Origin of the sequence: Allobosea sp. (assembly GCF_017308075.1) — a bacterium.
In the GTDB taxonomy this organism is placed as follows: domain Bacteria; phylum Pseudomonadota; class Alphaproteobacteria; order Rhizobiales; family Beijerinckiaceae; genus Allobosea.
Window position 1 is genome coordinate 35,844 of sequence record NZ_JAFKFX010000026.1, and the last position, 26,145, is coordinate 61,988.

The window sequence follows — 26,145 nt, forward strand, 5'->3', positions numbered from 1 at the left end:
GCCGTCATGAACGCGACGCTCAACCATATCTTGTTCGGCTGGTATCCCTATTTCGCCCTGACGGTCTTCCTGCTCGGGTCGCTGGTGCGTTTCGAGCGCGAGCAATACAGCTGGAAGGCGGATTCGAGCCAGCTCCTGCGCCGCAGACAGCTCGTCGCGGGCTCCGTCCTGTTCCATGTCGGTGTGCTCGTGATCTTCCTCGGCCATGCCGGCGGGCTGCTGACCCCGATCGCCGTCTTCGACGCGCTGGGCATCTCGCACGGCTTCAAGCAGGGGCTGGCGATCGTCGTTGGCGGGCTGGCTGGCCTGATGTGCTTCCTCGGCCTGAGCCTGCTGCTCCATCGCCGCCTGTTCGATCCGCGGATCCGCAAGAACTCGTCCTTTTCGGACATTGCGGTGCTGCTGATGCTCTATGCCCAGCTCATCCTCGGCCTTCTCACCATTCCGCTGTCGCTCGGCCATATGGACGGGAACGAGATGGTCAAGTTCATGAACTGGGCCCAGGGGACGCTCACCCTGCAGCCGGGCGCCTCGACCTATGTCGCCGACGTGCACCCGATCTTCAAGGCGCATCTTCTGCTCGGCATGACGATCTTCCTCGTCTTCCCGTTCACCCGCCTGGTCCACATCTGGTCGGCGCCGGTCTGGTATCTCGGCCGGACGGGCTACCAGATCGTGCGTACCAAGAAGCGGCCCCTTGCCGGCCAGGGGGCTGTTCCCGCCCCGGTCCGCGCAACCCGCCGCTGACCGACGTATCCGCCTCGGCACGCAACCCATCCCGGGATATCCGCCATGTCGTCCTGCTCGGCCCAGCCAGTCACCACAGCCCCGAAGGCCCCGATCAAGGTCAACGGAGCCGTGATCTCTCGGGCGATGATCTCGCGCGAGGTCCAGAACCACCCGGCCTCGTCGCCTGCAGCCGCCTGGAAGGCCGCTGCCCTGGCGCTGGTCATCCGCGAGGCCCTGGGTCAGGAGGTCGTCCGGCTCGGTATCGAAGCCGAGCCGATGACGGATGGGGAAGGCCGGTGCGAGACCGAGGACGAGGCGCGGATGCGCGCCCTGGTCGAGCGCGACATCAGCGTGCCTGAGCCGACGGAGGAGGAGTGCCGGCGCTATTACGAGCGCAATGCCGGGCGCTTCCGCAGCTCCGATCTCTATGAGGCGTCGCATATCCTGTTCGCGGCGCGGGGTGACGATGCCGAGGCCTACGAGCGCGCGCGGCGGCAGGCTGGCGCCGCCATCGCCGAACTGGCGGCGGCGCCCGGCCGCTTCGCCGAGCTGGCGCGCCGGCATTCCGCCTGCCCTTCCGCCGAGCTCGGCGGCAAACTCGGCCAGATCGGCCGCGGCCAGACGACGCCACTGTTCGAGAAGGCCCTGGCGGCGATGGAGCCGGGCACGATCGGTCACGAGCCGGTCGAGACGCCCTATGGCTTCCACATCATCCGGCTCGACAGGGCCATTGCGGGCCGCCTGCTGCCTTTCGAGCTCGTGCAGGAGCGGATCGCGGCCTATCTCGGCGAAGCGGTGCGGCAGCGGGCACAGGCGCAATATGTCGCGCGGCTGCTCGGCCGCGCCCGGATCGAGGGTATCGACCTGCCGTCGCCGGGCGAGCTCAACGTCCACTGAGAGGCGATTGCCATGCTGCTTGGAGACATCATCTCCCGCCTCGACGACGAAGCCATGGCGATGCAGACGCTGGTGGGGCTGGGCGATCTCGTGCTGCTGGCCCGTGTCGAAACGGCCGCCTCGGCCGAGGGGCTCACGCCCGGCGGCTTCGCCGCCCGCGCCGTCAACCTCTTCTCCAGCCAGGCCTCCGACGAGGATTGGGTTTCCCTGATCGGCGTCATGGGCCGGACCACCGATCCCGGCCAGGCCTGCCTGCGCAACATCCTGCACTTTGCCCTTCGTCCGCCGAAGGAAACGGTTCATGCCTGCGGCCACGGTCACTGAGCTTTCCGCCGAGACCGATGTACTGGCCCCGGTCCGCAGCGAGTTGCTGGCGCGCCCGCTCGAGTTCATCGTCGCCGAGCATCATCGTCTGCGCGACCTGTGCCGGCTGCTCGACGGCATCGCCGAAGCGCCGGGCTCTGCGGCCATCCCCGCTGACGCGATCCTGCACTGCATCGAGCATGAGCTGCCACTGCACGTCCTCGACGAGGAGGAGGACTTGTTTCCGCTGCTCCGCCGGCGCGCCATGCCGCGGGACGGCGCGGAGCGGCTGCTCGGCCTGCTCTCGCGGGAGCACGCCGAGGACGACCGGCTGGCCGGGATCATTGCGGGCGGGCTGCGGGCGCGGGGAACCGCTGATTGGGACGGAGCCGGTTTCCGTACCGCACTGGCCAGCTTCTCGCGCGGCCAGCGCCGCCATCTCACGGTGGAGAATGCGGTGCTGATTCCGCTGGCGGAGCTGCGCCTGACCGCGGGGGACCGCGACGGGCTGGGCCGGCGCATGGCGGCCCGGCGCGGCATCGTGCTCGGCGGGCGCAGCCATGGCTGAGGTTTCGATCCAGGCGCTGTTCGACCGCAATGTCGACTGGGCGATCGCCAAGACGCGCCAGGAGCCCGGCTATTTCCGCCGTCTCTCCGCCCTGCAGGAACCGCGGTTCCTCTGGATCGGCTGCTCGGATTCGCGCGTGCCGGCCAACGAGATCGTCGGGCTCGATCCGGGTGAGCTCTTTGTCCATCGCAACATTGCGAACGTCATGCATACCGGCGACCTTAACCTGCTGTCGGTGATCGAGTTCGCGGTCGAGGCGCTGGGGGTGGAGGACATCATCGTCTGCGGCCATTACGGCTGTGGCGGCGTGCGCCGGGCTCTGGAACGGCAGACCGGGGCGCTGGTCGACCATTGGCTCGCACCGGTCGTCGAGGTCTACGAACGCGAGCGGGCCCGCTTCGACGCCGGCGCCAGCGACGAGGCCCGGCTCAACCTGCTCTGCGAGCTCAATGTCGAGGCGCAGGTGGAGCGCGTCGCGCATACGCCGATCGTGCGGGCGGCCTGGACCGCCGGGCACACCCTGCGCATCCATGGCTGGATCTACGGCCTGAAGGACGGGCTGGTGCGCGATCTCGGCGTCAGCCGCGACGGGCCGGACAAGATGCAGGCCGAGCAGACGCCGCTCGACCCGGCCCCCGTCGACGACTGGTCGGAGCATATCCATGCGAGTGCGCTGCGCCTGCTCGGCGGCAAGGCGGCCTGCGGCTGCGACGCAGCGGGCGGCCTGCGCAGCGAGGGCGTGCCGTGAAGCGCCGCGCACGCCGCGTCGCGAAGCAAGGATGACAGGAGGTCGAAACGTGGATACCCGCTCCGAGGAATGCGGCATCTTGGTTCTCGTGCATGAGCGCGACGAGGCGCCGGACCCGGCCATCGCACAGGCGGTCGCGCGCCTCGAGGCCGGTGGCCTGAAGCCGCGCGGCCTGCTGCAACATGGCGTGCCCGGCTGCGGCAAGGCCTGCGCAACGCTCTATCTCGACGATATCGGCATGCAGCGGCAGGTCTGCATCTTCGAGGATCGCGGCCCTCAGGCGCGCGGCTGCCGGCTCGATACGGCGGGCCTGACCGTCGCTGCCGGGTGGCTGTGCGAGGCTGTCGAGGCGCGGCCGGACGTGCTGTTCGTCAACCGCTTCGGCAAGCACGAAGGCGAGGGCCGCGGCCTGCGCGAGGAGATCGGCATGGCGGTTGCCGCGGGCATCCCGACCGTCATCGCCGTCAACCGCCAGTATCTGCCGCAGTGGCGGGCTTTCGCGGGCGAGACCTTCGCCACGCTGCCGCTCGATGCCGGCGAGATCGCCGACTGGTGCCGCAAGGCCGTGGCCGGGGTCGAGGCCTGACATCCAGGGCGTCCCCGTCTCATCCCTGCTTGCGAAAAGCTTCGCTGCCGCCGCTGGCCAGCGCGTCCCTGATACAGTCCGCCAGCGAACTATCCTCGAGCGGCTTTTCCAGTACGGCGCGGCAGCCGCACAACGTCGCCAGCCGACGGATTTCGGCGCTGGCCTTCGCCGTGATCAGGATGGCGGGCAACGCGATGGCGCTCTGCCGCAGGCGGCCGACCAGCGCCAGCCCGTCGAGCGTAGGCATGCAGTAGTCTATGACCATGCACGCGCGTGCCGGCAGTTCCTGTTCCGCGAGCAGCTCCTCGCCGTTGCGAAAGGCCCTGACCTGGAAGCCTTCGAGCGCGAGGGAGAACGTCAGCGACTGCCGGACGGCATCGTCGTCATCGACGATGATCACGCATCCTTCGGGAGACATGGCATGCCTTGCTCCGGGCGATCCGCGGCTCGGATCGCGCCGGGATGGCATGCCGACAGTCTGCGTCGGCCCGCCGCAGCGTCCAAGTCAGGAATACACCTTACGCGAGCCGTCCCCGACGACGCAGCACGATCTCAGGGGGCGTTGTCGCCGACCAGCAGGGCGAAGCGAACGAGCTCGGGCAGGCTCGCAGCCCGCATCTTGGTCATGACATTGGCCCGGTAGATCTCGACCGTTCTGGGGCTGATGCCGAGTTCATGCGCGATCACCTTGTTGGCCTTGCCTTCGACGAGACGGTCGAGCACCTGCTTCTCGCGCTCGCTCAGCGATTTGAGGCGCACCAGGATGTCGATGCCCTGCGCCTCGCGCTGCGTCCTGCGCTGGTGCCGGTCGAGGGCCGCGCGCACCGCGGCGAGCAGCAGTTCGTCGTCGAAGGGCTTCTCGATGAAGTCGACAGCCCCCTCCTTCATCGCCTCGACGGCGAGCGACACATCCGCATGGCCGGTCATCACGATCACCGGAAGGCTGAAGCCGCGCAGGGCGAGGCCGCGGAGGAATTCAATGCCGTCGATCCCCGGCATGCGCACATCGGTGATGATGCAGCCCGTCGGCGCCTCCCTGACGTTGTCGAGAAACTGGCTGGCGGATTCGTGCAGCCTGACTGGAAACCCGTCGGAAGCCAGCAGGAACGAGAGCGACTGCCGGACAGCCAGATCATCGTCGACAATATGGACGATGGCATCACCCTGCATGAGCCAGCTCCTCCGGGTCGACGGCGCGTAGTGAAAAGGTGAAGCAGGTTCCGCGTCCCCGCTCCGACACAGCCGAGATCTTTCCGCCATGCGCCTCGACGATGGTGCGGCAGATCGAGAGCCCGACGCCCATGCCATGCTGCTTGGTCGTGACAAAAGGCTGGAAAAGCTGGTCTATGATTTCGGGAGCCAGGCCCGTACCGGTATCGCGGACCGAGATCTCCAGCATCTCCTCGCTGACGCGTCGGGACTCGACGATCAGTTCGCGCCGCTCCTCGCCATCCATCGCCTCGATCGCATTGCGGATCAGGTTCAGCAGCACTTGCTGGATCTGGATGCGGTCGGCCAGCGTAAAGGCCGCGCGGGGGTCGAGGAGATAGGCGATGTGCACCCCCCTTTCGCGGGCGCCGACCATGGCCAGCGCGCTGGCCTCCTCGATCAGCTTGGCGAGAGGCTCGATCCGGCGCTCGCTTTCGCCGCGCTGCACGAATTCGCGCAGATGCCGGATCACCTGGCCGGCGCGCAGCGCCTGATCGGCCGCTTTCGTGACGCCGTCCTCCAGCAGGCGGGCGGTTTCGCCTTCCATGCGCTGGAGAATCCGGCGGCACCCCTTCAGGTAGTTCGCGATGGCCGTCAGCGGCTGGTTGATCTCATGGGCCAGCGTCGATGCCATCTCGCCCAGCGCGGTGAAGCGCGACATGTGGACGAGCTCGGATTGCAGCTCCTGCAGGCGGGTTTCGGTCTTCTGGCGCTCGGTCAGGTCGCGGATGAAGCCGGTGAAGTAGCGCCGGCCGCCCGAATGCATCTCTCCGACGGCGAGCTCCATCGGAAAGGTCGAGCCGTCCTTGCGCTGGCCGACGACGATCCGCCCGATGCCGACGATCCTGCGCTCGCCGGTGGTGAGATAGCGCTTGATGTAGCTGTCGTGATGATGCCGGTAGGGGCTGGGCATCAATATCTTGACGTCTTCGCCGATGACTTCGCTGCGACCATAGCCGAACTGTCGGACCGCTGCCGCGCTGAAGGACTGGATCCGGCCGTCCTCGTCGATCACGACGATGGCGTCGGGGATCGTCTCGAGGATGGAGCGCAGATGCGCCTCGCGGACCGTGTGGGCCTCCTCGGCCTGGAGCTGTTCGGAGATGTCGCGCAGGACGAGCGCATAGCCGCGAGGGCAGCCGGGCTGCGCCTTCACGGTCGCGATCGAGAGTTGTGCGGTGAACGATGCCCCATCCCGGCGCCGGCAGATGCGCTGTGTCTCGCTCCCGCCGGTCACCTGCGCCGCGGCGAGCAGAGAGGCTGTCACGCCCGGCTCCGCAGCAACGAAAAGGCATGCGAGGTCGCTGCTCAGAATCTCGGCCCGGCTCCAGCCCGTGATCTGCTCGGCGCCGGTGTTCCAGCTGCCGATCCGGCCTGCCTCGTCGACGAAGGCCAGGCCGATTCCCGTCACCGCCTCGATGAGGACCGCTGCCAGTTTCGGAGATTCGATCTCACGGTGCAAAAGCAAGCTCTCCTGCCGGATTGCCGTCGATGCGTCATGATCGCCGAGAGCGGCCATGCATCCACGCTAACCAGCGCGATGGCTCGAGTTGACCGCCTGCGTCGAAAAGACTCCTGATGGCGAGCGAATTCGATCTCGACCAAATTTACGGATGGGGTGAAACGCCAGCGTAAATTGTCAGGCTGGGGACGTCTCGTCCTTGTGCTGGGTCAAAGAATCCGGTGGTGGCTGCGCCTACCCTGCATCATCCCTCTTGCAAGGGAGCGCATCATGCATCCACGGCTACAAGGGCAGAAGGCGGCGCGGCGATGGCCCCGGTTCGAAAGGGTGCGGCGCCAGGCGGGCTTGTTTCGCGAGATGATCGAGAGGGCGGGCGTCGATCCCGGAGCGGCGGCCAAGGACGATTTCGGCGGCACTTTTGCCATGGCCGCCCGCCTTTGCCTGTCCTGCCCTCACGCCTGCGCGTGCCGCGACTGGCTCGATAGCGGTGCGCCCGGGCCGGCACCGGAGTTCTGCCGGAACGCCGCCTATCTGGCCCGGGTCCGTAGGCGGCCTGGGCCCGGAAGAGAAGGGATACTCGACGCGGACACCTGAGGGATGGCCGGTCCGTGGGTTTGACGCCCGCTCGCTATTACGCGCCTTAATCTTGGTCTTTCGCCTAGGAGTGAAAGTTTCATGTTGAGGGTTTGGAAACGACACGTAGCGTCAGCTCACCACCTCTAACGAATGTCGGCATCGGTGGTTGTGTGCCCCGCAACCAAATTCGGAAAACCCCGCAGGTTCGCCCTGCGGGGTTTTTCGCGTGCGCTGCTGACAGCCTTTGTCGGGACGATGCAGGAAACCGTGCGCGTTCAGGCGCCGCGGCTGCCATAATGGCCTTGCCATGATCGACGGATCGGCACGATCCGGACCAGAGCGAGCGCTTCGCTCGAGCCATCGCAAGGGAGATCGAGATGCCCGGCAAATCCAGCGGCAAGATCCGCATCGGCATTGGCGGCTGGGTGTTCGAGCCTTGGCGCGCCAGCTTCTATCCCGACGGCCTGCCGCAGAAGCGCGAGCTCGAATATGCCGGCAGCAAGCTGAGCTCGATCGAGGTCAATGGCACCTATTACGGCTCGCAGAAGCCGGAAAGCTTCGCCAAATGGCGGGCCGAGACGCCTGATGGTTTCGTCTTCGCGCTGAAGGGCTCACGCTTCTGCACCAATCGGCGCGTCCTGGCCGAGGCCGGGCCGTCAGTGGAGAAGTTCGTGACCTCGGGCATTGCGGAGCTGAAGGAAAAGCTCGGCCCGATCAACTGGCAGTTCATGGCGACAAAGGCCTTCGATCCCGCCGATTTCGAGGCCTTCCTCAAGCTCCTGCCCAAGGAGGTCGACGGCATTGCCCTGCGCCATGCGGTCGAGGTCCGTCACCCGAGCTTCCGCTCGCCCGATTTTGTCGCCCTGCTCCGCGAATACGGTGTCGCCGTGATCAGCGCCGGCGATTCGGAGTATCCGGAGATCGCCGACGTCACCGCGCCTTTCGTCTACGCCCGCATCATGGGCACCAGCGAGGCCGAGCCGAAGGGCTATTCCGAGAAGCAGCTCGACCTCTGGGCCGAGCGTGCTCGCGCCTGGTCCGAAGGCGGCATGCCCGCCGATCGCGAAGCGCTGGCGCCGGCGGCGGAAAGGCGTCCGCGCGACGTCTTTCTTTATGTGATCAGCGGCGCCAAGATCCGCAATCCGGCGGCGGCGATGGCGCTGATCGCCCGCAGCCCTGGCTGAGCGGCCTCAGGCCGGCTCGATGATGGCGTCCTCGGCGGGCAGGGTGGCTGCCTCCTGGCAGACATCGACCCATTGCGCGCCGGTCAGCGCGACCATTCGCTCGGGGCTGATCCGGACGGCGCTCTGGGTCGAGCCCGCGGCGGGAACGACCTCGCCGAAGGCCTTCAGCGAGACGTCGCAATAGACCTGCAGCGGGTTCAGCAAACCGAAGGGGCAGACGCCGCCGACCGGATGGCCGGTGATCGCCGCGACCTCCTCGAGGTCGAGCATGCGCGGCTTGGTGCCGAAGGCGGCCTTGGTCTTCTTGTTGTCGAGCCGGGCATCGCCGCGGGTGACGAGCAGGACGACGCGCTCGCCGAGCCGCAGCGACAATGTCTTGGCGATGCGGGCCGGCTCGACGCCGAAGGCCTCGGCGGCAAGCGCCACCGTGGCGCTGCTGCCGGAGGTTTCGAGGATCTCGATATCGGGGGCATGCTGCGCGAAGAAAGCGCGGACCGAAGCAAGGCTCACCGTGTTCTCCCGTCGAAGCGCCAGCAGATCAGGGCAGCGACCGCCGCCGGCACGCCGAAGACGAGGAGCAGGATCGGCGCCTCCTGCAGGAAGGTGTAGCCGGCGCTGTTGATGCCGACGATCAGGTTGATCACCGAGGCGACGAACCAGAGCGGGATGAACAGCCGCATCGCGAAGATTACGGGATGGCGCCCGCCGGTGTTCAGGCGCGGCGCCAGCACGAGCAGGAGGCCGAGCAGGGCGAAGCCGGCGGCGATGACCTTGACGGTGTGCATCCGGCTTCTCCCGTTTCGTCTCAGTGCCGGAAATGGCGGTGGCCGGTGAAGACCATGGCGAGGCCGGCCTCGTCGGCGGCCTTGATCACCTCGTCGTCGCGCATCGAGCCGCCGGGCTGGATCACCGCCGTCGCGCCGGCCTCGGCCGCGGCGAGCAGGCCGTCGGCGAAGGGGAAGAAGGCGTCGGAGGCGACGACCGAACCCCTGGCCAGGCTCTCGGGCACGCCGGCCGCCTTGGCGGCCTCGCCGGCCTTCCAGGCGGCGATGCGCGAGGAATCGACGCGGCTCATCTGGCCGGCGCCGACACCGACCGTGGCGAGGTTCTTGGCGTAGACGATGGCGTTCGACTTGACGTGCTTGGCGACGCGGAAGGCGAAACGCAGATCGGCGAGCTCGGCCTCGCTCGGCTGGCGCCTGGTGACGACCTTGAGCTCCATATCGTCGACCACGGCATTGTCGCGCGCCTGGGCCAGGAAGCCGCCGGCGACGGTGCGCAGGGCAAGGCCGGCCTTGCGGACATCCGGCAGGCCGCCGGTCAGGAGCAGGCGCAGATTCTTCTTGGCGGCGATGAGGGCGATCGCCTCCTCGTCGGCGTCTGGGGCGATGATCACCTCGGTGAAGATCTCGACGATCTTCTTCGCCGCCTGTGCGTCGAGCTTGCGGTTGAGCGCGACGATGCCGCCAAAGGCCGAGACGGGGTCGCAGGTGAGGGCGCGCTCATAGGCTTCGAGCAGCGAAGAGCCCTCGGCGACGCCGCAGGGATTGGCATGCTTGACGATGACGCAGGCCGCAGTGCGGGCCGGATCGAACTCGGCGACGCATTCGAAGGCGGCGTCGGTGTCGTTGATGTTGTTGTAGGAGAGCTGCTTGCCCTGGACCTGGCGCGCGGTGGCGACGCCCGGGCGCTGCTCCGGGGTGCGGTAGAAGGCGGCCCATTGATGCGGGTTCTCGCCATAGCGCATGGTCTCGGCGAGGGCACCGCCCAGCGCGCGGAAGGCCGGCGAGGTGTCGCCGAGCTCGCCGGCGAACCAGTTGGAGATCGCCGCATCATAGGCAGCGGTGCGGGCATAGGCCTTTTGCGCGAGCTTGCGGCGCAGCGTCAGCGTGGTCGCGCCCTTGTGAGCCTCGAGATCGGCGAGGACAGCGGCATAATCGCTGGGCTCGACGACGACGGCGACGTCCTGATGGTTCTTGGCGGCGGCGCGGATCATCGCGGGACCGCCGATGTCGATGTTCTCGATGCAGTCGTCATAGGGCTTGCCGGCCGCGACGGTCGCCTCGAACGGGTAGAGGTTCACCACCAAGAGGTCGATCGGCTTGATGCCATGGCCGAGCATCGAAGCCTGATGCTCGGGATGCGAGCGGATCGCGAGTAGCCCGCCATGGACCTTGGGGTGCAAGGTCTTGACGCGGCCATCCATCATCTCCGGGAAACCGGTGAGGTCGGAGACGTCGGTCACGGCGAGCCCGGCTTCGGCGATCGCCTTGGCGGTGCCGCCGGTCGAGACCAGCGCGATGCCCAGGCGCGAGAGCGCCCGTGCGAACTCGATCAGGCCGGTCTTGTCGGAGACGGAAAGCAGCGCGCGCTCGATGCGGCGAAGTTCATTCGGCATGAGGAAAAAGGTCCAAAAGTTGCGCGGCACACCGCAAAAAGTCTCGCGCGCCCTATCACGCCAGCGCCTCGCTGCAAAGCACAACCGAGGCAACCCGGCCCTGTCCTTATCGTCTCTCAGCCTTGCGGCGGCTGATCGACCGGGGCCGGCCCGCCTTCCGCTTCCGTATCGGTCCCGGGGGGAAGCCGTCCGGCGGTGCCAAGCTTCGCAAGGCGCCAGGAAATCCGCGGAGTCGTGGCGGCGTCGAACTCGATGATCAGTTGAGAGGTGCGCCGGCGGCCGTCGGCCGCGGCGAAAAAGACGCTTTCCTCCAATGTGACGGGCAGGCCCGAAGCCTCGAAGGCCCAGACCTCGCCGGAGGGCAGCGCCAGCAGCGCGCCCTGGCCCTCGCGGATCAGGCTCGGCTTGACGTTCGGGTGGAGGTGGAAGCGCGCGGCGGCGGGCAGACTCGCCATGGTCGGCGAGGGGCTGATCTCATCCTCGCCGAGCAACTGGTTGCCGCCCGGAGCAAGCACCAGGCGACGCGTATGGACGACGCCGAAGCTCCGCTTGTAGCCGTCATGGCTGGCGACCCATTCGACGCCCTGCTCGGTCTCCTGGCGGGCGGCACGGATATCGGCGGGGCCGGCGGTGATCCGCCGCTCGCCGAGCACCAGCCCGAAGACGCAGCTGGAGCGGTCGTCGAGGGTCACGGTGGAATGTGCTGCCGTGGCGCGGGCGGCGAGCCGCAATTCCGGCGAGCCGTAGCGGCTGGCACCACAATTCACGATGATGCGCTGCGCGGCGCTGGAGAATTCGAAGCTCAGGCAGCCGGCATGGGCCTCGACGGAGTTCGCGCCGCGAGGCGGCGGGCCGGCATCGACGATCACCGTGCCCGTGCCGGCAGCGAGCCGATCATAGCCGGCATAGGCGGCATGCTCGATCGGCCGGGCCCGGGCGTCGTCATAGGCGGCGAGGGTGGCCATCAGGTCGGGCGGGGTCGCGCCCATGCCGTTGAACAGGGCGAGCGCGCCGTCGCCATGCCGGAACAGCCGCAAATGCGGCATCATCCGGTCGATCGCCATGATGATGCTGCGGGGCGGCTCCAGGCCGCGCGCTGCAAAGGTCTCGCGCAGCGGCAAGAGGTCGAGCAGCAATTCGATGATGATGCGCGGATTGCGGCTGAGATGGCCACCATCGGGAAGGATCTGCCGTTCCAGCTCGTCCGACAATGCCGCTTCGAGGCGCCGCAGGCGGCGCTCCTGGCCGTCGAGGCTGATTGCCGCGAAGGAGACTGCGATCAGGCATTGCAGGCGCGCCACGCCTTCGACCGCGCCGGCCAGAGCCAGCTGCAGCCGGTCCGCGGTCTGGACGATCTGGCGGACGAAGCGCTCGTAGAAGACATGGTCGGCGCCCTCGAGCAGGAGCGGCGAATGCGAGAGGAAGGAGATCAGCCGCCGTGCCGCGACGGCCGGCCGGCGCGCGATCTCGCCGCGATCATGCCGGTTGCCGATGAATTCTTCGACCAAAGCGCGGGCATTGGCGCGGGCGATCGCGGTGTCGGCGGCACGCAGATGCCGAAGCCAGGAGAAGCCGAGCAGCGCCTCCGCCCAGGCCGGTGTCGGCGGCTCGATCTCGAAAGGCGATTCGCCGTGGCTGTTCACCGTTCGGCCGGCGAAGGCGAAATAGCCGGAATAGATGTCGCTTGCCGTGGTCGGGTCGGCGGTGCGCAGGTCGTGCGGCGCAAAGAGCAGGCGGTTCGCCTTCATGCGTCTGAACGGCCAGAGTGCGCGGACGGCTCCGACGATCTGCCCGCGCGTGCGCTTTGCCGCGCGGGCGGTCGCCGCGCGTGCCAAGCCTCCCCGCTCAGACCAGCTCTTCAATGCCGCTGTCCGTTCCGCCCTTTCGCCACGCGCCATGTGACGAATCCGGCAAAGTCATAGCCTGATCAGGCGACATGCGTAAAATCCCGCCCATCCCGAAAGCCGCGGCGTTTCGCCGGCAAGCTGGTGCGGGAGCGTCCTCAGCTCGCCGAGAGGGGTCAGGGCCTCGGCGATCCCGCCGATTTCCGTCGCTGCGATCGGTTGCCGGGCAAAACCGGGCTGGCGTTCGAGGAAGGCTGCGATCTGCGCCTCGCCTTCCTCCGGCTCGAGCGAACAGGTGCAGTAGATCAGGCGGCCGCCGGGGCGTGTCAGCTTCGCGGCCTGGTCGAGCAGGCGTGCCTGAAGGGCGGTGAGCTTGGCGATGTCCTCGGGGCGCTTGGTCCAGGCGACGTCGGGATGGCGGCGGATCGTGCCGGTGGCGCTGCAGGGTGCATCGAGCAGCACGGCGTCGAAGGGCTCCGCCTCATAGCGGGCGGCATCGGCGGTGACGATCTGAGCCTTCTGGCCGAGCCGCTCCAGATTGGCGGCCAGGCGGCGCAGGCGCGGGCCGGAGCGGTCGACCGCCGTGACCTCGGCGCCGGCGGCTACGAGCTGTGCCGTCTTGCCGCCGGGAGCGGCGCAGAGATCGGCGACACGCTCGCCGGGCTTGGCCGCCAGCAGCAGGGCCGGCAGGGCGGCGGCGGCGTCCTGGACCCACCATTCGCCCTCGGCGAAACCGGGCAGGGAGGTGACGCTCTCCCGGCCTCGCAGCCGGACCGAGCCGGTCGGCAGCACGATGCCGTCGAGCTTTTCGGCCCAGCCGGCGGCGTCGGCTTTGACGGTCAGGTCGAGCGGCGGCTCTTGCGCATGGGCCAGGGCGATGGCGCTGGCGGTCTCGGCGCCGTAATGGCGGATCCAGCTCTCGCCCAGCCATTCCGGCGCATCGATCAGGGGATCGAGTTCGGCGAGGATGGTGTCGCGCTCCCGCGCCAGTCGGCGCAGCAGGGCATTGCCGAGCGAGACATAGCGTGACGAGCGCGCATCCTCGTGGAGATGGCGGATGGCAAGGTCGACGGCGGCATGGTCGGGAACGTCGAGAAAGAGCAATTGTGCCGCCGCGGCGACCATGATCGGCTCGAATGGTCCGGCATTGCGCGGGCTGCCGCGCTCGAGCCTTGCAGCGATGATGTGGCGGATCGCGCCGAGGCGGCGGAAGGCGACCGTGGCGATGGCGCGGGCGAGACCGGCATCGGCCGGCTCCAGCTTCGCCATTGCAGCCATGCGTTCATAGGTCTCGTCGAGGGCGGTCCCGGCGCGCAGGACCTCGTCGATCAGTTCCGCTGCCAGCCGGCGCGCGGCGAGCCCGGGGGCATCGTCACGCGGCTTTGCTTCGGGCGAGGGCGCGGCGGTTTCGGAGTGTGCCATCTCAGCCCCAAGGCCCAGGTTCGCGGCCGCTGCCGAAAGGACTTTGCGCCGCGCCGCGCAGGAAGCCGCCGGCCTGGCCGGAAAGGCCCATGGCGCGCGCCTGCTCCATCAGCGCGGCGATGCGATTGCCGGTGTCGGGGTGGGTTGAGAACAGGGAATCCATGCCGCGTCCGCTCAGCGGGTTGATGATGAACATATGCGCCGTAGCAGGCTTCTGTTCCGCCGTCTCGTTGGGAATATGGGCGACCCCGCCGGCGATCTTGGCGAGCGCGTCGGCGAGCGCGGCCGGATTGCCGCAAATCTCGCCGCCGAGGCGGTCGGCCTCGTATTCGCGCGAGCGCGAGATCGCCATCTGGATGATCGTCGCCGCCAGCGGCGCCAGCACCATGACGAGCAGCTGGACGATGAAGTTCGGACGCTGGTCGCGCGAGCCGAAGAACATGCCGAAGCTGGCGATGGTCGAGATCGCGCCGGCCATGGTCGCGGTGATCGTCATGGTCAGCGTGTCGTGATTTTTGATATGGGCCAGCTCGTGCGCCATCACGCCGGCAAGCTCGTCATAGCTGAGCGTGCGCAGGATGCCCGTCGTGGCGGCGACCGCGGCGTTTTGCGGATTGCGGCCGGTCGCGAAGGCGTTGGGCTGGTCCTCGTGGATGATGTAGACGCGCGGCATCGGCATGTTGGCTCGTGCCGCGAGGTCGCGCACCATGCTGTAGAGCTCCGGCGCGCGGCGCTCGTCGACTTCCTCGGCATTATGGGCGGCGAGCGCGAGCTTGTCCGAGTTCCAATAGCTGAACAGGTTGGTCGCGACCGCGATGCCGAGCGCGATCATCATGCCGCCGGCGCCGGCCAGCAGATAGCCGACCGCGCCGAACAACGCGGTCAAGGCCGCCATCAGCATGCCGGTACGGACGTAGTTCATCGCTTTTCCTCGCGGGTTCGAGCCTTTGCGCCGGTCTGGCCTCGCCTGGCGCCGCATTCATCCCTATGTGGTGAAGACGAGGCGTATCCTGCAAGAGAATGGTGCGAGTATGGGCGCGAAAGCGGAGAAGGGCGAGGCTGTCGAGCAGCCGGCCGCCAGGACATTGTCGCCGGCGGCGCAACGCGCCCTCGCCGAGGCGGCGGCCCGGCGGGCCGCCCTCGATGCCAAGGCGGCGCAACTCGGGCGTGACAAGGAGATCGCCGGGCGCGGCGGTCTCGAACCGGTGCGCTATGACGACTGGGAAGTGAAGGGCATCGCCAGCGACTTCTGAGCGCGCCGGCGAGGCTTGGTCAAAGGCCTTCAGGCGGCGTGCCGGTCAGCTGGGGGCTTCGCGGCTGTGCTGTCCGTCGTCCGGAAGGCGCTCATCAACAGGTTGAGCCTTTCGATCTGCTCGAGCAGGGTCCGGGCGGAAGCCGCGCTCTGCTCGGCCAGGGCGGCGTTGCTCTGGGTCATCTCGTCCATATGGCTGACGGTACGGGCCATCTCGTCGATGCCATTGGCCTGCTCGCCGGCCGCGGCCGCGATTTCGCCGACGGTCGAGGAGACCTGCGTCGAGGCATTGACGATCTTCTCCAGCGTCTCGCCGGCCTGACGCACCAGGCGCACGCCCTCGACGACCTCGGCGTCGGACGAGCCGATCAAGGCGGTGATGTCCTTGGCGGCACCGGCCGAGCGTTGCGCCAGCGCGCGCACCTCGGCCGCGACGACAGCGAAGCCGCGCCCGGCATCGCCGGCGCGGGCGGCCTCGACGGCGGCGTTCAGAGCCAGGAGATTGGTCTGGAAGGCGATGCCGTCGATGACGCTGGTGATCTCGGAGATCTTCTTCGAGGCCTCTTCGATCCGCTCCATCGCCTTGATCGCGTCCCTGACGATCTCGCCGCCGGTGCGGGCGACGTTGGAGGCATTATCGGCCAGAACGAGGGATTCGCGCGAGGACTGGGCGGAGCTCTTGACGGAGGCGTTGAGCTGCTCGGTGGTGGCCGCCGTCTGCTGCAGGGCGGCTGCCTGCTGCTCGGTGCGCGAGGAGAGATCGTCCGCGCCCGAATTGATTTCCTGCGAGGATGCCGCGATCGCGATCGAGCTCGCCTTGATGGTCGTGACTATCTCGCCGAGCCGGTTCATGGCATGGTCGAAATGCTCGCGGATGCTGGCATATTCCTCCGGCATGTCGTCGGGCACGCGGTGGCTGAGGTTGCCTTCGGCGAGCGCGGCCATGGCGGCGCCGACATAACCGATGGCCTTGTCGCGCAGGCGGGTTTTGGCCTCATCCTGGGCACGGGCCTCGGCCTCGGCTTTCATCCGCGCTTGCTCGGAGGCCTGCACATAGACCGAAATGGCATAGTCCATGTCGAGCATGGCGGCCTTGAGGATGGCACCGATCTCGGCGCCGCGCTGGGCCGCGCCGGGAATCCTGCCGCCGAAGCGGCTTTTCGGCCAGCGCTCCTCCAGCACCTTGCCGATGATCTGCTCGAGCAGCAGGGCATAGCCGCCGATGTACCAGCGCGGCTCGAGCCCGATGCGGGCATGGACCTCGCCGATGGTGGTGACGGAGCGGACATAGTCCTGATCTTGGCGGCCGCTGGCGATGGCCCGCCAGTGATCGAGCTGCCGGCTCTTGGCCTTGTCGGCCTGGCCAGCCGATTTGAAGAAGGCGCTCGCCTCGGGGAAGCGGGCGATCTGATCATAGAAGGCGTCGAGCGCCGCGGGCAGAGCGGCACGAACCACATCCTCGACATCGGCCATATGCGCGCGCGTCTCGGCGTCGAACTTCAGGAAATCAAGACGACGGCTGAGATGGTCGGCTGACGACATCATGGGCTCCAGAATCGGTCGGCGCGGTGGCGCCACGTCGTCTTTGGATCAGCGCAGGTTAATGATTGTGCAGGTTCGCGGGCGCCGATGCTGCGGTGCATGGCGCTGTTGCGCCGCGTGCATGCCAGTGCATTGCCGGGCGCATGCGTGAACGCGGTTGCAATGGCCGGCGTCCTGCGGCCTAAAGGCCGCAAGGTCAACGAGCAAGGTATCGGCATGGGTGGCGACGTCGAACGTATCGAGGCACTCCGGCGGCTTCTGTCCGAGGCCCATGCGAAGCTCGGGCTGAAACTCGGCTTCTCGCTATGGGATGGCTCGCGCGTGCCGGCCGACTGGCCGCAGGACGGGCTGATGATCGCGATCCGCGATTCCGGCGTCGTCGCGGCGCTGTTGCGCAAGCCGAAGCTCGACACCTTGCTGCATCTGCATATCGCCGACCGGATCGCGATCGAGAACGGCTCGATCTTCGACCTCGCCGCGGCGCGGCCGGAGGGCAAGGTCGGGCGCCTGGCGCGCGGCATTTCGAAGGCGGCGGTCTTCGACCTGGTCCGGCGCTTCATCTTCGCGCCGGGCAAGGCTTCGGCGGCGGTGACGCATCGCAAGGGCGACGAGATCGCCCGCGATGGCGACCCAGCGACCAACAAGGCCAATGTCGCCTATCACTACGATGTCTCGAACGCATTCTACCGGCTCTTCCTCGATGAGGAGATGGTCTATACCTGCGCCTACTTCGCCGAGGATCACGGTGATATCGCCCGCGCGCAGCGCGATAAGCTCGACATGATCTGCCGCAAGCTGCGGCTGAAGCCCGGCGACAAGCTGCTCGATATCGGCTGCGGCTGGGGCGCCCTGATCTGCCACGCCGCTCAGCATTACGGGGTCGAGGCGCATGGGGTGACGCTGGCCGAGGAGCAGCTGAAGTTTGCGCGCGAGAAGGTCGAGCGGCTCGGGCTGCAGGACCGGGTCACGCTGCATCTCAAGGATTTCACCCAGATGGAGGGCGTCTTCGACAAGATCTCCTCGATCGGCATGTTCGAGCAGGTCGGCATCCGCAACCACACGACCTATTTCCAGGCGGTGAACCGGCTGCTGCGGCCGCGGGGGCTCTATCTGCACCACACCATTTCGCGCCGCGCGAAGAAGACCGACAAGGCCTTCAACAAGATGCCGGCCGAATACCGCGCCCTGGTGCGCTATATCTTCCCGGGCGGCGAGCTCGACCATTTGGGCATGTCGATCGCCAATCTCGAGCGCAACGGCTTCGAGGTCCATGATGTCGAGGGCTGGCGCGAGCACTACCAGCGCACGACGCGGCTGTGGTGGGAGAGGCTGAACGCCCGCAAGGCCGAGGCCGAGGCCGAGATCGGCGCCGAGCGGACGCGGATGTGGCTGCTCTATCTCGCCGGTTGCTCGCTCGCCTTCGAGCGCGGCGGCGCGCTGGTCAACCAGACCTTGGTTTCCAAGCGCCGCAAGGGCCCGTCCGGCCTGCCGCTGTCGCGCGAGGATCTTTATCGCTGAGCGCGCGGGCTCAGGACAGCCGCGGCGGCAGCAGCTCGAGCGGGCGGGTCGCCAGCGTCACCCCGCCGGGCTCGCGCCCGGCGCTGAAGCGGGCATAATGCAGGGCGGCGTCGAGGCTGGCGAAATAGCCGCCGCCGCGCCCATGTGTATCGACGGCGATCCAGAAGCCCTCGCGGTCGCGCCCGACCTCGAAATGCGGGCAGCCTGGCCGGGAGGCGACGGAGGTTTGCGGGGCCGGCATGGCGGCACCTTCAGAAGAAGCCGATGGTGACGGCGAGCGCGAGACCGGCGCCGAAGACGATGACGGCGACGAGCGCGGCTTCGAGGCCGGCGAGAATGGCCGGGGTGCTGCTGGCGACGGCGGTGCGGGAAAGCGAGAACATGGCGAAATCCCCCGACGCGGCGATGCGTCATGCCGGGGGTTTGGCGGGATCAGCCGCGGTTTCGCCTGCGGGGATGGAAGACGGCGGGTGGCGGACCATAAAAAAGGCGCCTCCCCTTCGGAAGGCGCCCTGCGGCCAGGCCGCGAAACCGGTTCCTACTTCTTCACGAAGGCATCGAGCTTTCCGTAATGCTCGGCGAGAAGATAGTAGAAGGTCAGGCGCGATTTGGTCTTGTCGGCCTTCATGTGCTCGCAGACCGCCTTGATCGAGGCGTCGAGATCGCCGCCATTCAGGCCGAGCTTCTTCTTCAGGAAGTTCTCGCGGACGCGCTCCAGTTCGGCCGGGTCGGAACAGGCGACATAGCGCGTATCCGGCTTGCTCATGACCAGTGCATAGGACTTCGACATTCCGGCGAAGGCCGGTTCGTTGACAGCCTTTTTGGCGAATTTCTTGACGTCGGCGAGATGATCCATCGGTAGCCCCTCTGAGACACTGCGGTTCGAAGTTGAGCAAGACTGGCGTCGCGCGCGGCGAACGATATCCGGCTTTCTTCCCGCAGGCGAGGGGGGCGGGCGAATCCGATGCGACTTTACGGCAGGGTGGCTTCCTGCCGTAAAGCCGGCCGTCTCAGGGCATGACGACGACCGGGGCGCCCATGCGGACCCGGGCGTAGAGGTCGATCACATCCCGGTTGTGCATGCGAAAGCAGCCATAGGATGCGGCGGTGCCGACCGAGCGCGGATTATTGGTGCCGTGGATGGCATATTCGCCGCCGGGGCCGAGGCCGATGACGCGGGCGCCCATCGGGTTGTTGGGGGCGCCGCTCGGGATGATGTCGGGAATCGAGGGATTGTCGCGCTTGACCGAGGCCGGCGGGCTCCAGGAAGGCTCGATTGCGAGCTCCTCGATGTATTTCACGCCGCGCCATTGCTTGCCGGCCTTGCCGACGGCGATGGTGTAGCGCAGCGCCTGGCCGGGCGCGGCGATGAAGTAGAGCTTCCGTTCCGCGGTGCGGATGACGATCGTGCCCGGCTGGTAGCGATGGTCGGGAAATTCCACGACCTCGCGCGCCTGGACCGGGCGCAGCGCCAGCAGCATCAGCAGCAGCGAGAAACCCGCCGCGAGAATGAAATCGATCGGCCCTTGCCGGCGGGTCATGTCCTTCACCTCCTGCGCGGCAGCTGCCGCCTCGCAGGCGATTTGACGAAGGCCCGGGTGAATCGCCGGTTCAGCAAGATGGTGAACGGTCGATTCAGGATGAATCACGCCTGAATCTGCTCGGATTCAGGCAAGGACGCTGCCGGCTGCCAAGGCTGCGATCAGCAGTGAGAGGGCGGCGGCGAGTAAGAAGTCGATCGGTCCGTGCGGGATGCTCATGACGTGTCGCTCCGGCTTGTCGCGGGCCCGAGGGAGCGCGGCGCGGTGTCGTCATGCCAGCACCGGCCATGCCGGTCCATGGCAGGGACGCGCAAGGCTCAATGGCGGGTTAAGCCCATCCGTCGCATTCGGTGCAAGCAGACGGGAGCAGCAGCGGCGGTTCAGGCCTTCTCGACGATCAGCGTCGCGCCTTCGACCCTGACGACGCGGACCTCGGAGCCGGCGAGCAGTTCCGGGCCGGTGACGCGCCAGGAGGAATCCCCGACGCGGACGCGCCCCTCGCCGCCGGTCATGGTCGCCTCGAGCTTGAAGACCCGGCCAATCAGTTGCCGACCGCGATCGTTGAGACCGTGGGCGGCATCGGGCTCCTCGTCCTTGCGCCTTGTCGCGATGCGACCGACGAGAACACTGACTATGGCGAGGGCGGCGAAGACGAGCCAGGCCCCCTGCCAGGCGATGCCGGTCAGGCCGACCACGGCGCCGGTGACGAGGGCGGCGAGGCCGAGCCAGAGCAGGAAAACACCCGGCGCCAGCGTCTCGCCGCCGATCAGGACGAGACCGAGCGCGATCCAGGCCCAGCCGCCGAAGGAGGCGAACCAGTCGAGCATATCAGGCTCCGGGGCTGCGGCCGGCGGCCGGCACCGAGCCGGTGCGGCGGCTCTCGATTGCGTCCTCGCCGAACACCGCCTTGGTGAGCTGAGCGATGCCGCCGACCGTGCCGGCGAGCGCGGCGGCCTCGATGGGAACGATCACCAGCTTGCTGTTGCTGGCGCTGGCCATCGCCTTGAGGGCGTCGGTATAGCGCTCGGCGATCAGGAAGTTGGCCGCCTGGATGTCGCCGCGGCTGATCGCCTCGCTGACCATGGCGGTGGCGTTCGCCTCGGCCTGGGCGAGACGCTCGCGCGCCTCTGCGTCGCGCAGGGCGGCCTCCTTGCGGCCCTCGGCGGCGAGGATCTGCGACTGCTTCTGGCCTTCGGCCTTGAGGATCTCGGCCTGGCGCAGGCCCTCGGCCTCGAGCACGGCGGCGCGCTTCTCGCGTTCGGCCTTCATCTGGCGGTTCATCGCGCCGGCGATGTCGGCCGGCGGCAGGATGTCGCGGATCTCGATGCGGGTGACCTTGACGCCCCAGGGCGAGGCGGCGGCGTCCATGACGCGCAGCAGCCGCTCGTTGATCTCGTCGCGATGCGAGAGCAGCTGATCGAGGTCCATCGAGCCGACGACGGTGCGGATATTGGTCATGGTCAGCACCATCAGCGCGTCGTCCAGGCTGGCGACCTCATAGCGGGCCTTGGCCGCGTCGAGCACCTGGAAGAAGGCGGCGGCGTCGATGCGCACGCCGGCATTGTCCTTGGTGATCGCCTCCTGGCTGGGAATGTCGAGCACCTGCTCCATGACGTTCACCTTGTGGCCGACCCGGTCGATATAGGGCACGATCAGGCCGAGACCGGCGCCGAGCGTGCGCGAATAGCGGCCGAAACGCTCGACGGTGTAGTTGTAGCCTTGCGGTACCGTGCGCACGCCGAGCGCGATGGTCAGGATGACCAGCGCCACCAGCGCGACGACGACGATGTCGAACCCGTACGGACCCATGAAACCAGTCTCCAATCCAGCCAGTGCCCATCAAGCTGATGATTGCGAAGCTTTGATGCAAGCTCGCGTCGGGATCAGCCCTCCAGCGCCTTGACGACGCGCCACATCGTCTCACCGATGGCGTTGCATTCCTCCTCGCTGAGGACGCCCATCATCGCCTCGATCCGGGCGGTGTGGATCGCCAGGGCCTTGCGGGTGAGCGCCTCGCCCTCCGGCGTCAGCCAGAGCCGGCGGACGCGCTTGTCGGCCTCGTCATTGCGGCGCTCGATCAGGTTCCGGCGTTCGAGCTCCGGCAGCAGCATGCTCATGGCGCTGCGGCCGACGAGCAGCTTCTCGGCCAATGCCTGCTGCGTCAGTCCCGGGGTGCGGAAGACATTGGCGAGCACGTCGTAATGGGCGAGCTGGATGCCGAGCGGCACCAGCGCCTCGGAAAACACCTTCTTCCAGAGCTGGTGCATGCGCGCGACGGCGAGCCAGTTCTTGAAGCGCGGCAGATCCCAGGGCAGCCCGGTCCCGCCGGTGCCTCCAGGTTCTCCTGCCGGCTCACCTGCCGGTGCGGAAATCGGCTCTTGCATTTTGTTCATGGCTGAACATAGTAGTTCAAGACTGAACAAACAGGGTTCCCGATCATGCCCAGCGCAGCCCTTCGCGTCATTCGTCCTCTCGTCCGCATCGGCAGCTTCATCGCGCCCCGCACGGCCGGGCGCGCCGCCTTCAAGCTCTTTTGTACCCCGCCGCGCCGCCCCGCTTCCGAGAGCCGCTCCGGCAAGGCGATCGCGGCCGCCCGCGCCCGACTCGCGCCGGCGATCAGGCAGGCGGTATCCTACCCGTGCGGGACGGTCAGCACCTATCTGTTCGAACCGGAGCCTCGCTTGCAAGACGGCGATGCTCCGGCGCCGACGGTGATCCTGCTGCATGGCTGGAACAGCGAGGCGGCGTTCATGACCGCTTTCGTCGAGCCGCTGCTCGCCGCAGGCTTCAGGGTCGTCGCCTTCGACATGCCGGCCCATGGCGCCTCGACCGGGGCCGAGCTCAATATCCCGCTCGGTGTCGCGGCGCTCGCCGCGGTCGCCCGGGTGTTCGCCCCGGTCCATGCGATCGTGACGCATTCCTTCGGCGGAGCGATCGCGCTCGCCGCCTTGGCGGGCAGCGTGCCGGGCCAGCCGCCGGTCGCGGCGCGCCGGCTCGCTCTGGTCGCGGCGCCCTCCTCGATCGCGCTGATCACGCGTAATTTCGGCGCGACGATCGGGCTCGGCCGGCGCGGCCAGGCGGCGCTGGAGCAGCGCATCCACAGCGTCGCCGGTAACCCGGTCGAGGTCTTCGAGGGCCGCGCGCAACTGGCCGGGATCGGCCTGCCGACCCTGGTGATCCACGACCGGCAGGATCGCGAGCTCGATTTCCACCATGCCGAGGCGCTGGCGGCGGCGGGTCCGTTCGTGACGTTGCAGGAGACGGGCGGGCTCGGCCACCGCCGCATCCTGCAGGCGAAGCCGGTGGTCGAAAGCGTGACGCGCTTCGTGGTGGGCTGAACGATGCGCCTCGGCGCTTCCCGTCATCCCGGGCGACCAAGGGTCGGCCCGGGATCCATCGGAGGGCACTGCGCTTCGCTCCGGCCGGAATGACCGGCAAAGAGGGAAGGGCGTCAGGATGCCTCAGACCCAGCCCATCAGCTCCCGGCGGACCAGCGCCTCGATCACGTCGATGCCTTCGGCGGAATCGTTGAGGCAGGGCAGATAGGCGAATTTCTCGCCGCCATTGTGCAGGAAAATCTCGCGGTTCTCGCCGTCGAGTTCTTCCAGCGTCTCCAGGCAGTCGGCCGAGAAGCCGGGCGCGACGATGGCCAGCGACTTGGTGCCGCCCTGCGCCAGAGCCTTCACCGTTTCGTCCGTATAGGGCTGCAGCCATTCCTCCGGCCCGAAGCGCGACTGGAAGGTCAGCCTGAAGCGCTCGGGCGAAAGGCCGAGCGCCTCGCCCAGCAGCCGCGAGGTCTTGACGCACTGGCAGTAATAGGGGTCGCCCTTGAGCAGGTTCTCCTTCGGCATGCCGTGCAGCGAGCAGAGGATGATCTCGGGCTCGAAGTCGAGCTTGGCGAGCGAAGCCCGCATCGAGGTGGCGAGCGCGCCGATATAGGCGGGGTCGTCGTGATAGGCCGGCACGGTGCGTACCGCCGGCTGCCAGCGCATCTCCATCAGCGCCCGGAAGGCATGGTCGCAGGCGGTCGCGGTGGTCGGGGCGGCGTATTGCGGATAGAGCGGCACGAACAGGATGCGGTCGCAGCCCTCGTTCTGCAGATGCTGGATCCGGCTCTTCACGTCGGGAAAACCGTAGCGCATCGCCCAGTCGAAGACGATGCGGTCGCCGGCGAAGCCCTTCAGGCGCTGCGCCAGCTGCTCGGTCTGCGAGCGGGTGATGGTCTTGAGCGGGCCCTCGTCGCGCTCCTTGTTCCAGATCGTGGCGTAATCCTTGCCCTTCCGGCCCGGTCGCGTCGACAGGATGATCAGGTTGAGGATCGGCCACCATTTCCAGCGCGGCTCCTCGATCACCCGTCGGTCCGAGAGGAACTCCTTGAGATAGGCCCGCATCGGCCAATAGCCCGTGCCTTCGGGCGTGCCGAGATTCATCAACAGCACGCCGATCCGGCCGTAGCGGATTTGCGGATGGTCCGCCGGCCGCCCGATGGCGGCGTCGGCGTTGATTTTGATGCGCTTGTCCATGGCCTGTGATTTAGACGAGTTCCGGCTTTCGTCCAGTCGGCAGAGCGGTTTCGCTGCCGGGGTGCGACACTGCGGAAGCTGTTTCGACGGCAATCACACTTTTGCCGTGTGTGGCATCTCGCCAATCCAGCACGGCTCTTGCTAATCTAGAGAAAATCAAAATCCGGAGGGGTTGGCCGATGACCAAGATGACCCGTCGCCGCGCGCTCAGCGTGCTCGCCGCCCCCGCCGCCATGGCGGCGACCGCACCGGTGGCGAAGGCACAGGCGCCCGCTCCGAGCTTCACCCTGCTGCTCGTCAACGACATCTACAAAATGAGCGACGACAAGGGCCGCGGCGGCTTCGCCCGGGCCTCGGGCATCGCCAAGGCGGAGCGGGCACGCGGCGTACCGGTGCTGTTCTGCCATGCCGGTGATTGCTATTCGCCCTCGCTGATGTCGGGTTTCGACCAGGGCGCGCATATCGTCGCCATGCAGAACAAGATGGGGCTCGACGTCTTCGTGCCCGGCAATCACGAATTCGACTTCGGCAAGGAAAACTATCTCAAGCTCACCGCCGCCCAGACCTGCCCGACCTTCGCCGCCAATCTGCGCGACGCGGCGGGCAATCTCCTGCCCGGACACAAGGATTCGCAGATCTTCGAACTCGGCGGCTTCAAGGTCGGCGTCATCGGCACGACCTATGATCCGACGCCGCAGCTCTCCAATCCCGGCGACCTGAAATTCTCCTCGACCATGGAGGCGCTGCGGCGCGAAGCGCGGGCGCTGAAGGCGCAAGGCGCCGACATCCTGGTCGGCGTCGTCCATGCCGACCGCGCTACGGACCTGCAGATCGTGCGCTCGCGCGTCGTCGACATCCTGCTGACCGGTCACGACCACGATCTCGCCATCGCCTATGACGGCAAGGTGGTGATGGTCGAGTCGAACGAGGAGGGCAATTACGTCACCGCGATCGACATCGCCGCCAAGGCGACCGGCGAAGGCGCCAATCGCCGGGTCGAGTGGACGCCGACCTTCCGCGTCAACGACAGCCGCGCCGCGACGCCCGATCCCGAGGTCGCCGCCATCGTCAAGGGCTATGAGGCCGAGCTCTCCAAGGAGCTCGACATCGAGATCGCGACGCTGGCTGCGCCGCTCGATTCGCGCACCGCCATGATCCGCACCCAGGAGACCGCGATCGGCAATCTGATCGCCGATGCGATCCGCAGCGCGACCGGCGCGCAGCTCGCCATCAGCAATGCCGGCGGCATCCGCGCCAACAAGCAGTATCCGGCCGGCCACAAGCTGACACGGCGCGACGTCCTGAGCGAGCTGCCCTTCGGCAATGCCACGGTGATGGTCGAGATCACCGGCAAGGACGTGCAGGATGCGATCGAGAACGGGTTGCGCGATGCGCCGCAGGGCGCCGGCCGCTTTCCGGTGATCTCGGGGATGAAATTCGAAGCCGATCTGAAGCAGCCGCAGGGCTCGCGCGTCATCGTGGTGACGGTGGACGACAAGCCGATCGACCCTGCCGGCAGGTACACGGTGGCCTCGAACAACTTCCTGCTCGATGGCGGCGACGGCTATGTCGCGCTCGGCCGTGGCAAGACGCTGATCGGCCTGACCGACGGCAAGCTGATGGCCAATGAGGTGATGGTCTATGTCCGTCGGCTCGGCACGGTCGACGCCAAGATCGAAGGCCGGGCGGTGCTGAAATAGGCGGCGGTACCAAGTCGTTGGGCATAGAACCGGATCGTCATTCCGGCGGCAGCGAAGCGGATAGACGGAATCCATTATAGGGAGCGACGCTCTATGATGGCTTCCGAAGCTGCTCCGCGCCGCAGCTTGTCCGGAATGACGGT

The 26,145-nt window shown here is 67.6% G+C and carries 29 protein-coding genes and 1 pseudogene; 12 read left to right on the forward strand and 18 right to left on the reverse strand.

The features are described 5' to 3' along the window. Positions 1-6 precede the first annotated feature (6 nt). From narI to J0J10_RS07045, 6 genes and pseudogenes are all read left to right on the forward strand, one after another. A complete protein-coding gene (narI, locus tag J0J10_RS07020) occupies positions 7-747 on the forward strand; it encodes a respiratory nitrate reductase subunit gamma (protein WP_291645853.1) in 741 nt (246 codons plus the stop codon). Between the two features lie 45 nt (positions 748-792). Then, the gene (locus J0J10_RS07025) at positions 793-1,626 is read left to right on the forward strand and encodes a peptidylprolyl isomerase (protein WP_291645854.1); all 834 of its coding nucleotides are present in this window, start codon (positions 793-795) and stop codon (positions 1,624-1,626) included. A gap of 12 nt (positions 1,627-1,638) precedes the next feature. Then, the gene (locus J0J10_RS07030; protein ID WP_291641458.1) at positions 1,639-1,950 is read left to right on the forward strand and encodes a hypothetical protein; all 312 of its coding nucleotides are present in this window, start codon (positions 1,639-1,641) and stop codon (positions 1,948-1,950) included. Beyond that, positions 1,928-2,497 carry a hemerythrin domain-containing protein gene (locus J0J10_RS07035; RefSeq protein ID WP_291645855.1) on the forward strand — a complete coding sequence of 190 codons (570 nt, stop codon included), beginning with the start codon at positions 1,928-1,930 and terminating at the stop codon, positions 2,495-2,497. The genes J0J10_RS07030 and J0J10_RS07035 overlap by 23 nt, the downstream gene beginning before the upstream one ends. Next, positions 2,490-3,074: pseudogene (locus J0J10_RS07040) on the forward strand (carbonic anhydrase); the annotation flags it as partial. The gene J0J10_RS07035 and the pseudogene J0J10_RS07040, both read left to right, overlap by 8 nt. A 220-nt stretch (positions 3,075-3,294) precedes the next feature. Beyond that, a complete protein-coding gene (locus J0J10_RS07045; RefSeq protein WP_291645856.1) occupies positions 3,295-3,831 on the forward strand; it encodes a DUF2478 domain-containing protein in 537 nt (178 codons plus the stop codon). 19 nt (positions 3,832-3,850) lie between these two features. Here the strand turns inward: J0J10_RS07045 and J0J10_RS07050 are convergent, their stop codons facing one another. The 3 genes from J0J10_RS07050 to J0J10_RS07060 all read right to left on the reverse strand — a co-directional run bounded on the left by J0J10_RS07050 (position 3,851) and on the right by J0J10_RS07060 (position 6,502). After that, positions 3,851-4,231 (reverse strand): response regulator transcription factor, encoded by a 381-nt coding sequence (locus J0J10_RS07050; RefSeq protein ID WP_291645857.1) that lies wholly within the window; start codon positions 4,229-4,231, stop codon positions 3,851-3,853. A 152-nt stretch (positions 4,232-4,383) separates the two neighbouring features. Beyond that, on the reverse strand, positions 4,384-5,001 hold the full coding sequence (gene fixJ / locus J0J10_RS07055) for a response regulator FixJ (protein WP_291641469.1): 618 nt from the start codon (positions 4,999-5,001) through the stop codon (positions 4,384-4,386). Beyond that, a complete protein-coding gene (locus J0J10_RS07060) occupies positions 4,991-6,502 on the reverse strand; it encodes a PAS domain-containing sensor histidine kinase (protein ID WP_291645858.1) in 1,512 nt (503 codons plus the stop codon). Before J0J10_RS07060 ends, fixJ begins: the two co-directional genes overlap by 11 nt. 270 nt (positions 6,503-6,772) lie before the next feature. Between J0J10_RS07060 and J0J10_RS27015 the strand changes: the two genes are divergently transcribed. Further along, entirely contained in the window at positions 6,773-7,096 is a 324-nt protein-coding gene (locus tag J0J10_RS27015; RefSeq protein ID WP_366825030.1) for a DUF6455 family protein, read from the forward strand. 359 nt (positions 7,097-7,455) lie between these two features. Next, positions 7,456-8,262, forward strand: a complete 807-nt coding sequence (locus tag J0J10_RS07065; protein ID WP_291641473.1) for a DUF72 domain-containing protein — start codon at positions 7,456-7,458, stop codon at positions 8,260-8,262. A 6-nt stretch (positions 8,263-8,268) separates the two neighbouring features. On the opposite strand, the gene J0J10_RS07070 is transcribed toward J0J10_RS07065, so the two are convergent. The 6 genes from J0J10_RS07070 to htpX form a co-directional block, all read right to left on the reverse strand. Then, positions 8,269-8,772 carry a YbaK/EbsC family protein gene (locus J0J10_RS07070; protein ID WP_291645859.1) on the reverse strand — a complete coding sequence of 168 codons (504 nt, stop codon included), beginning with the start codon at positions 8,770-8,772 and terminating at the stop codon, positions 8,269-8,271. Then, positions 8,769-9,047 carry a hypothetical protein gene (locus J0J10_RS07075; protein ID WP_291641477.1) on the reverse strand — a complete coding sequence of 93 codons (279 nt, stop codon included), beginning with the start codon at positions 9,045-9,047 and terminating at the stop codon, positions 8,769-8,771. Before J0J10_RS07075 ends, J0J10_RS07070 begins: the two co-directional genes overlap by 4 nt. Positions 9,048-9,067: 20 nt before the next feature. Further along, complete coding sequence (gene purH / locus J0J10_RS07080; RefSeq protein WP_291645860.1) at positions 9,068-10,660, reverse strand: bifunctional phosphoribosylaminoimidazolecarboxamide formyltransferase/IMP cyclohydrolase; 1,593 nt, start codon at positions 10,658-10,660, stop codon at positions 9,068-9,070. A gap of 116 nt (positions 10,661-10,776) precedes the next feature. Beyond that, entirely contained in the window at positions 10,777-12,408 is a 1,632-nt protein-coding gene (locus J0J10_RS07085) for a heparinase II/III family protein (protein ID WP_291645861.1), read from the reverse strand. Between the two features lie 168 nt (positions 12,409-12,576). Next, positions 12,577-13,926: an RsmB/NOP family class I SAM-dependent RNA methyltransferase gene (locus J0J10_RS07090; protein WP_291645862.1), complete on the reverse strand. Its 1,350-nt coding sequence runs from the start codon at positions 13,924-13,926 to the stop codon at positions 12,577-12,579. Between the two features lies 1 nt (position 13,927). Further along, entirely contained in the window at positions 13,928-14,848 is a 921-nt protein-coding gene (htpX, locus tag J0J10_RS07095; protein ID WP_291645863.1) for a zinc metalloprotease HtpX, read from the reverse strand. A 109-nt stretch (positions 14,849-14,957) separates the two neighbouring features. On the opposite strand from htpX, the gene J0J10_RS07100 reads away from it, so the two are divergent. Beyond that, positions 14,958-15,179 carry a DUF1674 domain-containing protein gene (locus J0J10_RS07100; protein ID WP_291645864.1) on the forward strand — a complete coding sequence of 74 codons (222 nt, stop codon included), beginning with the start codon at positions 14,958-14,960 and terminating at the stop codon, positions 15,177-15,179. Between the two features lie 29 nt (positions 15,180-15,208). Here the strand turns inward: J0J10_RS07100 and J0J10_RS07105 are convergent, their stop codons facing one another. Further along, complete coding sequence (locus tag J0J10_RS07105) at positions 15,209-16,720, reverse strand: globin-coupled sensor protein (protein ID WP_291645865.1); 1,512 nt, start codon at positions 16,718-16,720, stop codon at positions 15,209-15,211. A gap of 147 nt (positions 16,721-16,867) precedes the next feature. On the opposite strand from J0J10_RS07105, the gene J0J10_RS07110 reads away from it, so the two are divergent. After that, positions 16,868-18,238 (forward strand): class I SAM-dependent methyltransferase, encoded by a 1,371-nt coding sequence (locus J0J10_RS07110; RefSeq protein WP_291645866.1) that lies wholly within the window; start codon positions 16,868-16,870, stop codon positions 18,236-18,238. A gap of 10 nt (positions 18,239-18,248) precedes the next feature. Here the strand turns inward: J0J10_RS07110 and J0J10_RS07115 are convergent, their stop codons facing one another. From J0J10_RS07115 to J0J10_RS07145, 7 genes are all read right to left on the reverse strand, one after another. Beyond that, entirely contained in the window at positions 18,249-18,479 is a 231-nt protein-coding gene (locus J0J10_RS07115; protein ID WP_291645867.1) for a hypothetical protein, read from the reverse strand. Between the two features lie 10 nt (positions 18,480-18,489). Further along, a complete protein-coding gene (locus J0J10_RS07120) occupies positions 18,490-18,621 on the reverse strand; it encodes a hypothetical protein (protein WP_291645868.1) in 132 nt (43 codons plus the stop codon). 155 nt (positions 18,622-18,776) lie between these two features. Further along, complete coding sequence (locus J0J10_RS07125) at positions 18,777-19,094, reverse strand: DUF2853 family protein (RefSeq protein ID WP_291645869.1); 318 nt, start codon at positions 19,092-19,094, stop codon at positions 18,777-18,779. Positions 19,095-19,248: 154 nt separating this feature from the next. After that, positions 19,249-19,779, reverse strand: coding sequence for a L,D-transpeptidase (locus J0J10_RS07130; RefSeq protein ID WP_291641500.1), 531 nt, complete (start codon positions 19,777-19,779; stop codon positions 19,249-19,251). Positions 19,780-20,159: 380 nt separating this feature from the next. Further along, positions 20,160-20,606 (reverse strand): NfeD family protein, encoded by a 447-nt coding sequence (locus J0J10_RS07135; RefSeq protein ID WP_291645870.1) that lies wholly within the window; start codon positions 20,604-20,606, stop codon positions 20,160-20,162. 1 nt (position 20,607) lies between these two features. Continuing rightward, complete coding sequence (locus tag J0J10_RS07140) at positions 20,608-21,588, reverse strand: SPFH domain-containing protein (protein ID WP_291645871.1); 981 nt, start codon at positions 21,586-21,588, stop codon at positions 20,608-20,610. Between the two features lie 74 nt (positions 21,589-21,662). Further along, positions 21,663-22,172, reverse strand: a complete 510-nt coding sequence (locus tag J0J10_RS07145; RefSeq protein ID WP_291645872.1) for a MarR family winged helix-turn-helix transcriptional regulator — start codon at positions 22,170-22,172, stop codon at positions 21,663-21,665. A 45-nt stretch (positions 22,173-22,217) separates the two neighbouring features. Between J0J10_RS07145 and J0J10_RS07150 the strand changes: the two genes are divergently transcribed. Next, positions 22,218-23,117, forward strand: a complete 900-nt coding sequence (locus J0J10_RS07150) for an alpha/beta hydrolase (protein WP_291645873.1) — start codon at positions 22,218-22,220, stop codon at positions 23,115-23,117. A gap of 123 nt (positions 23,118-23,240) precedes the next feature. Here J0J10_RS07150 and hemH read toward each other — a convergent pair whose 3' ends face one another. Continuing rightward, positions 23,241-24,302: a ferrochelatase gene (hemH, locus tag J0J10_RS07155; RefSeq protein WP_291645874.1), complete on the reverse strand. Its 1,062-nt coding sequence runs from the start codon at positions 24,300-24,302 to the stop codon at positions 23,241-23,243. 179 nt (positions 24,303-24,481) lie between these two features. Here hemH and J0J10_RS07160 point away from each other — a divergent pair, with 179 nt between their 5' ends. Next, complete coding sequence (locus tag J0J10_RS07160) at positions 24,482-26,002, forward strand: bifunctional metallophosphatase/5'-nucleotidase (RefSeq protein WP_291645875.1); 1,521 nt, start codon at positions 24,482-24,484, stop codon at positions 26,000-26,002. Positions 26,003-26,145 lie beyond the last annotated feature (143 nt).

What these genes read in the sequence shown, in the direction of transcription:
- hemH (WP_291645874.1), bottom strand. Translation starts at nt 24,302, where the DNA reads ATGGACAAGCGCATCAAAATCAACGCCGACGCCGCCATCGGGCGGCCG.
- narI (WP_291645853.1), top strand. Translation starts at nt 7, where the DNA reads ATGAACGCGACGCTCAACCATATCTTGTTCGGCTGGTATCCCTATTTC.
- J0J10_RS07100 (WP_291645864.1), top strand. Translation starts at nt 14,958, where the DNA reads ATGGGCGCGAAAGCGGAGAAGGGCGAGGCTGTCGAGCAGCCGGCCGCC.
- J0J10_RS07125 (WP_291645869.1), bottom strand. Translation starts at nt 19,094, where the DNA reads ATGGATCATCTCGCCGACGTCAAGAAATTCGCCAAAAAGGCTGTCAAC.
- J0J10_RS07140 (WP_291645871.1), bottom strand. Translation starts at nt 21,588, where the DNA reads ATGGGTCCGTACGGGTTCGACATCGTCGTCGTCGCGCTGGTGGCGCTG.
- J0J10_RS07030 (WP_291641458.1), top strand. Translation starts at nt 1,639, where the DNA reads ATGCTGCTTGGAGACATCATCTCCCGCCTCGACGACGAAGCCATGGCG.
- purH (WP_291645860.1), bottom strand. Translation starts at nt 10,660, where the DNA reads ATGCCGAATGAACTTCGCCGCATCGAGCGCGCGCTGCTTTCCGTCTCC.
- J0J10_RS07085 (WP_291645861.1), bottom strand. Translation starts at nt 12,408, where the DNA reads ATGAAGGCGAACCGCCTGCTCTTTGCGCCGCACGACCTGCGCACCGCC.
- J0J10_RS07135 (WP_291645870.1), bottom strand. Translation starts at nt 20,606, where the DNA reads ATGCTCGACTGGTTCGCCTCCTTCGGCGGCTGGGCCTGGATCGCGCTC.
- J0J10_RS07160 (WP_291645875.1), top strand. Translation starts at nt 24,482, where the DNA reads ATGACCAAGATGACCCGTCGCCGCGCGCTCAGCGTGCTCGCCGCCCCC.
- J0J10_RS07025 (WP_291645854.1), top strand. Translation starts at nt 793, where the DNA reads ATGTCGTCCTGCTCGGCCCAGCCAGTCACCACAGCCCCGAAGGCCCCG.
- J0J10_RS07075 (WP_291641477.1), bottom strand. Translation starts at nt 9,047, where the DNA reads ATGCACACCGTCAAGGTCATCGCCGCCGGCTTCGCCCTGCTCGGCCTC.
- J0J10_RS07090 (WP_291645862.1), bottom strand. Translation starts at nt 13,926, where the DNA reads ATGGCACACTCCGAAACCGCCGCGCCCTCGCCCGAAGCAAAGCCGCGT.
- htpX (WP_291645863.1), bottom strand. Translation starts at nt 14,848, where the DNA reads ATGAACTACGTCCGTACCGGCATGCTGATGGCGGCCTTGACCGCGTTG.
- J0J10_RS07035 (WP_291645855.1), top strand. Translation starts at nt 1,928, where the DNA reads ATGCCTGCGGCCACGGTCACTGAGCTTTCCGCCGAGACCGATGTACTG.
- J0J10_RS07105 (WP_291645865.1), bottom strand. Translation starts at nt 16,720, where the DNA reads ATGTCGTCAGCCGACCATCTCAGCCGTCGTCTTGATTTCCTGAAGTTC.
- J0J10_RS07145 (WP_291645872.1), bottom strand. Translation starts at nt 22,172, where the DNA reads ATGAACAAAATGCAAGAGCCGATTTCCGCACCGGCAGGTGAGCCGGCA.
- fixJ (WP_291641469.1), bottom strand. Translation starts at nt 5,001, where the DNA reads ATGCAGGGTGATGCCATCGTCCATATTGTCGACGATGATCTGGCTGTC.
- J0J10_RS07150 (WP_291645873.1), top strand. Translation starts at nt 22,218, where the DNA reads ATGCCCAGCGCAGCCCTTCGCGTCATTCGTCCTCTCGTCCGCATCGGC.
- J0J10_RS07115 (WP_291645867.1), bottom strand. Translation starts at nt 18,479, where the DNA reads ATGCCGGCCCCGCAAACCTCCGTCGCCTCCCGGCCAGGCTGCCCGCAT.
- J0J10_RS07130 (WP_291641500.1), bottom strand. Translation starts at nt 19,779, where the DNA reads ATGACCCGCCGGCAAGGGCCGATCGATTTCATTCTCGCGGCGGGTTTC.
- J0J10_RS27015 (WP_366825030.1), top strand. Translation starts at nt 6,773, where the DNA reads ATGCATCCACGGCTACAAGGGCAGAAGGCGGCGCGGCGATGGCCCCGG.
- J0J10_RS07120 (WP_291645868.1), bottom strand. Translation starts at nt 18,621, where the DNA reads ATGTTCTCGCTTTCCCGCACCGCCGTCGCCAGCAGCACCCCGGCCATT.
- J0J10_RS07065 (WP_291641473.1), top strand. Translation starts at nt 7,456, where the DNA reads ATGCCCGGCAAATCCAGCGGCAAGATCCGCATCGGCATTGGCGGCTGG.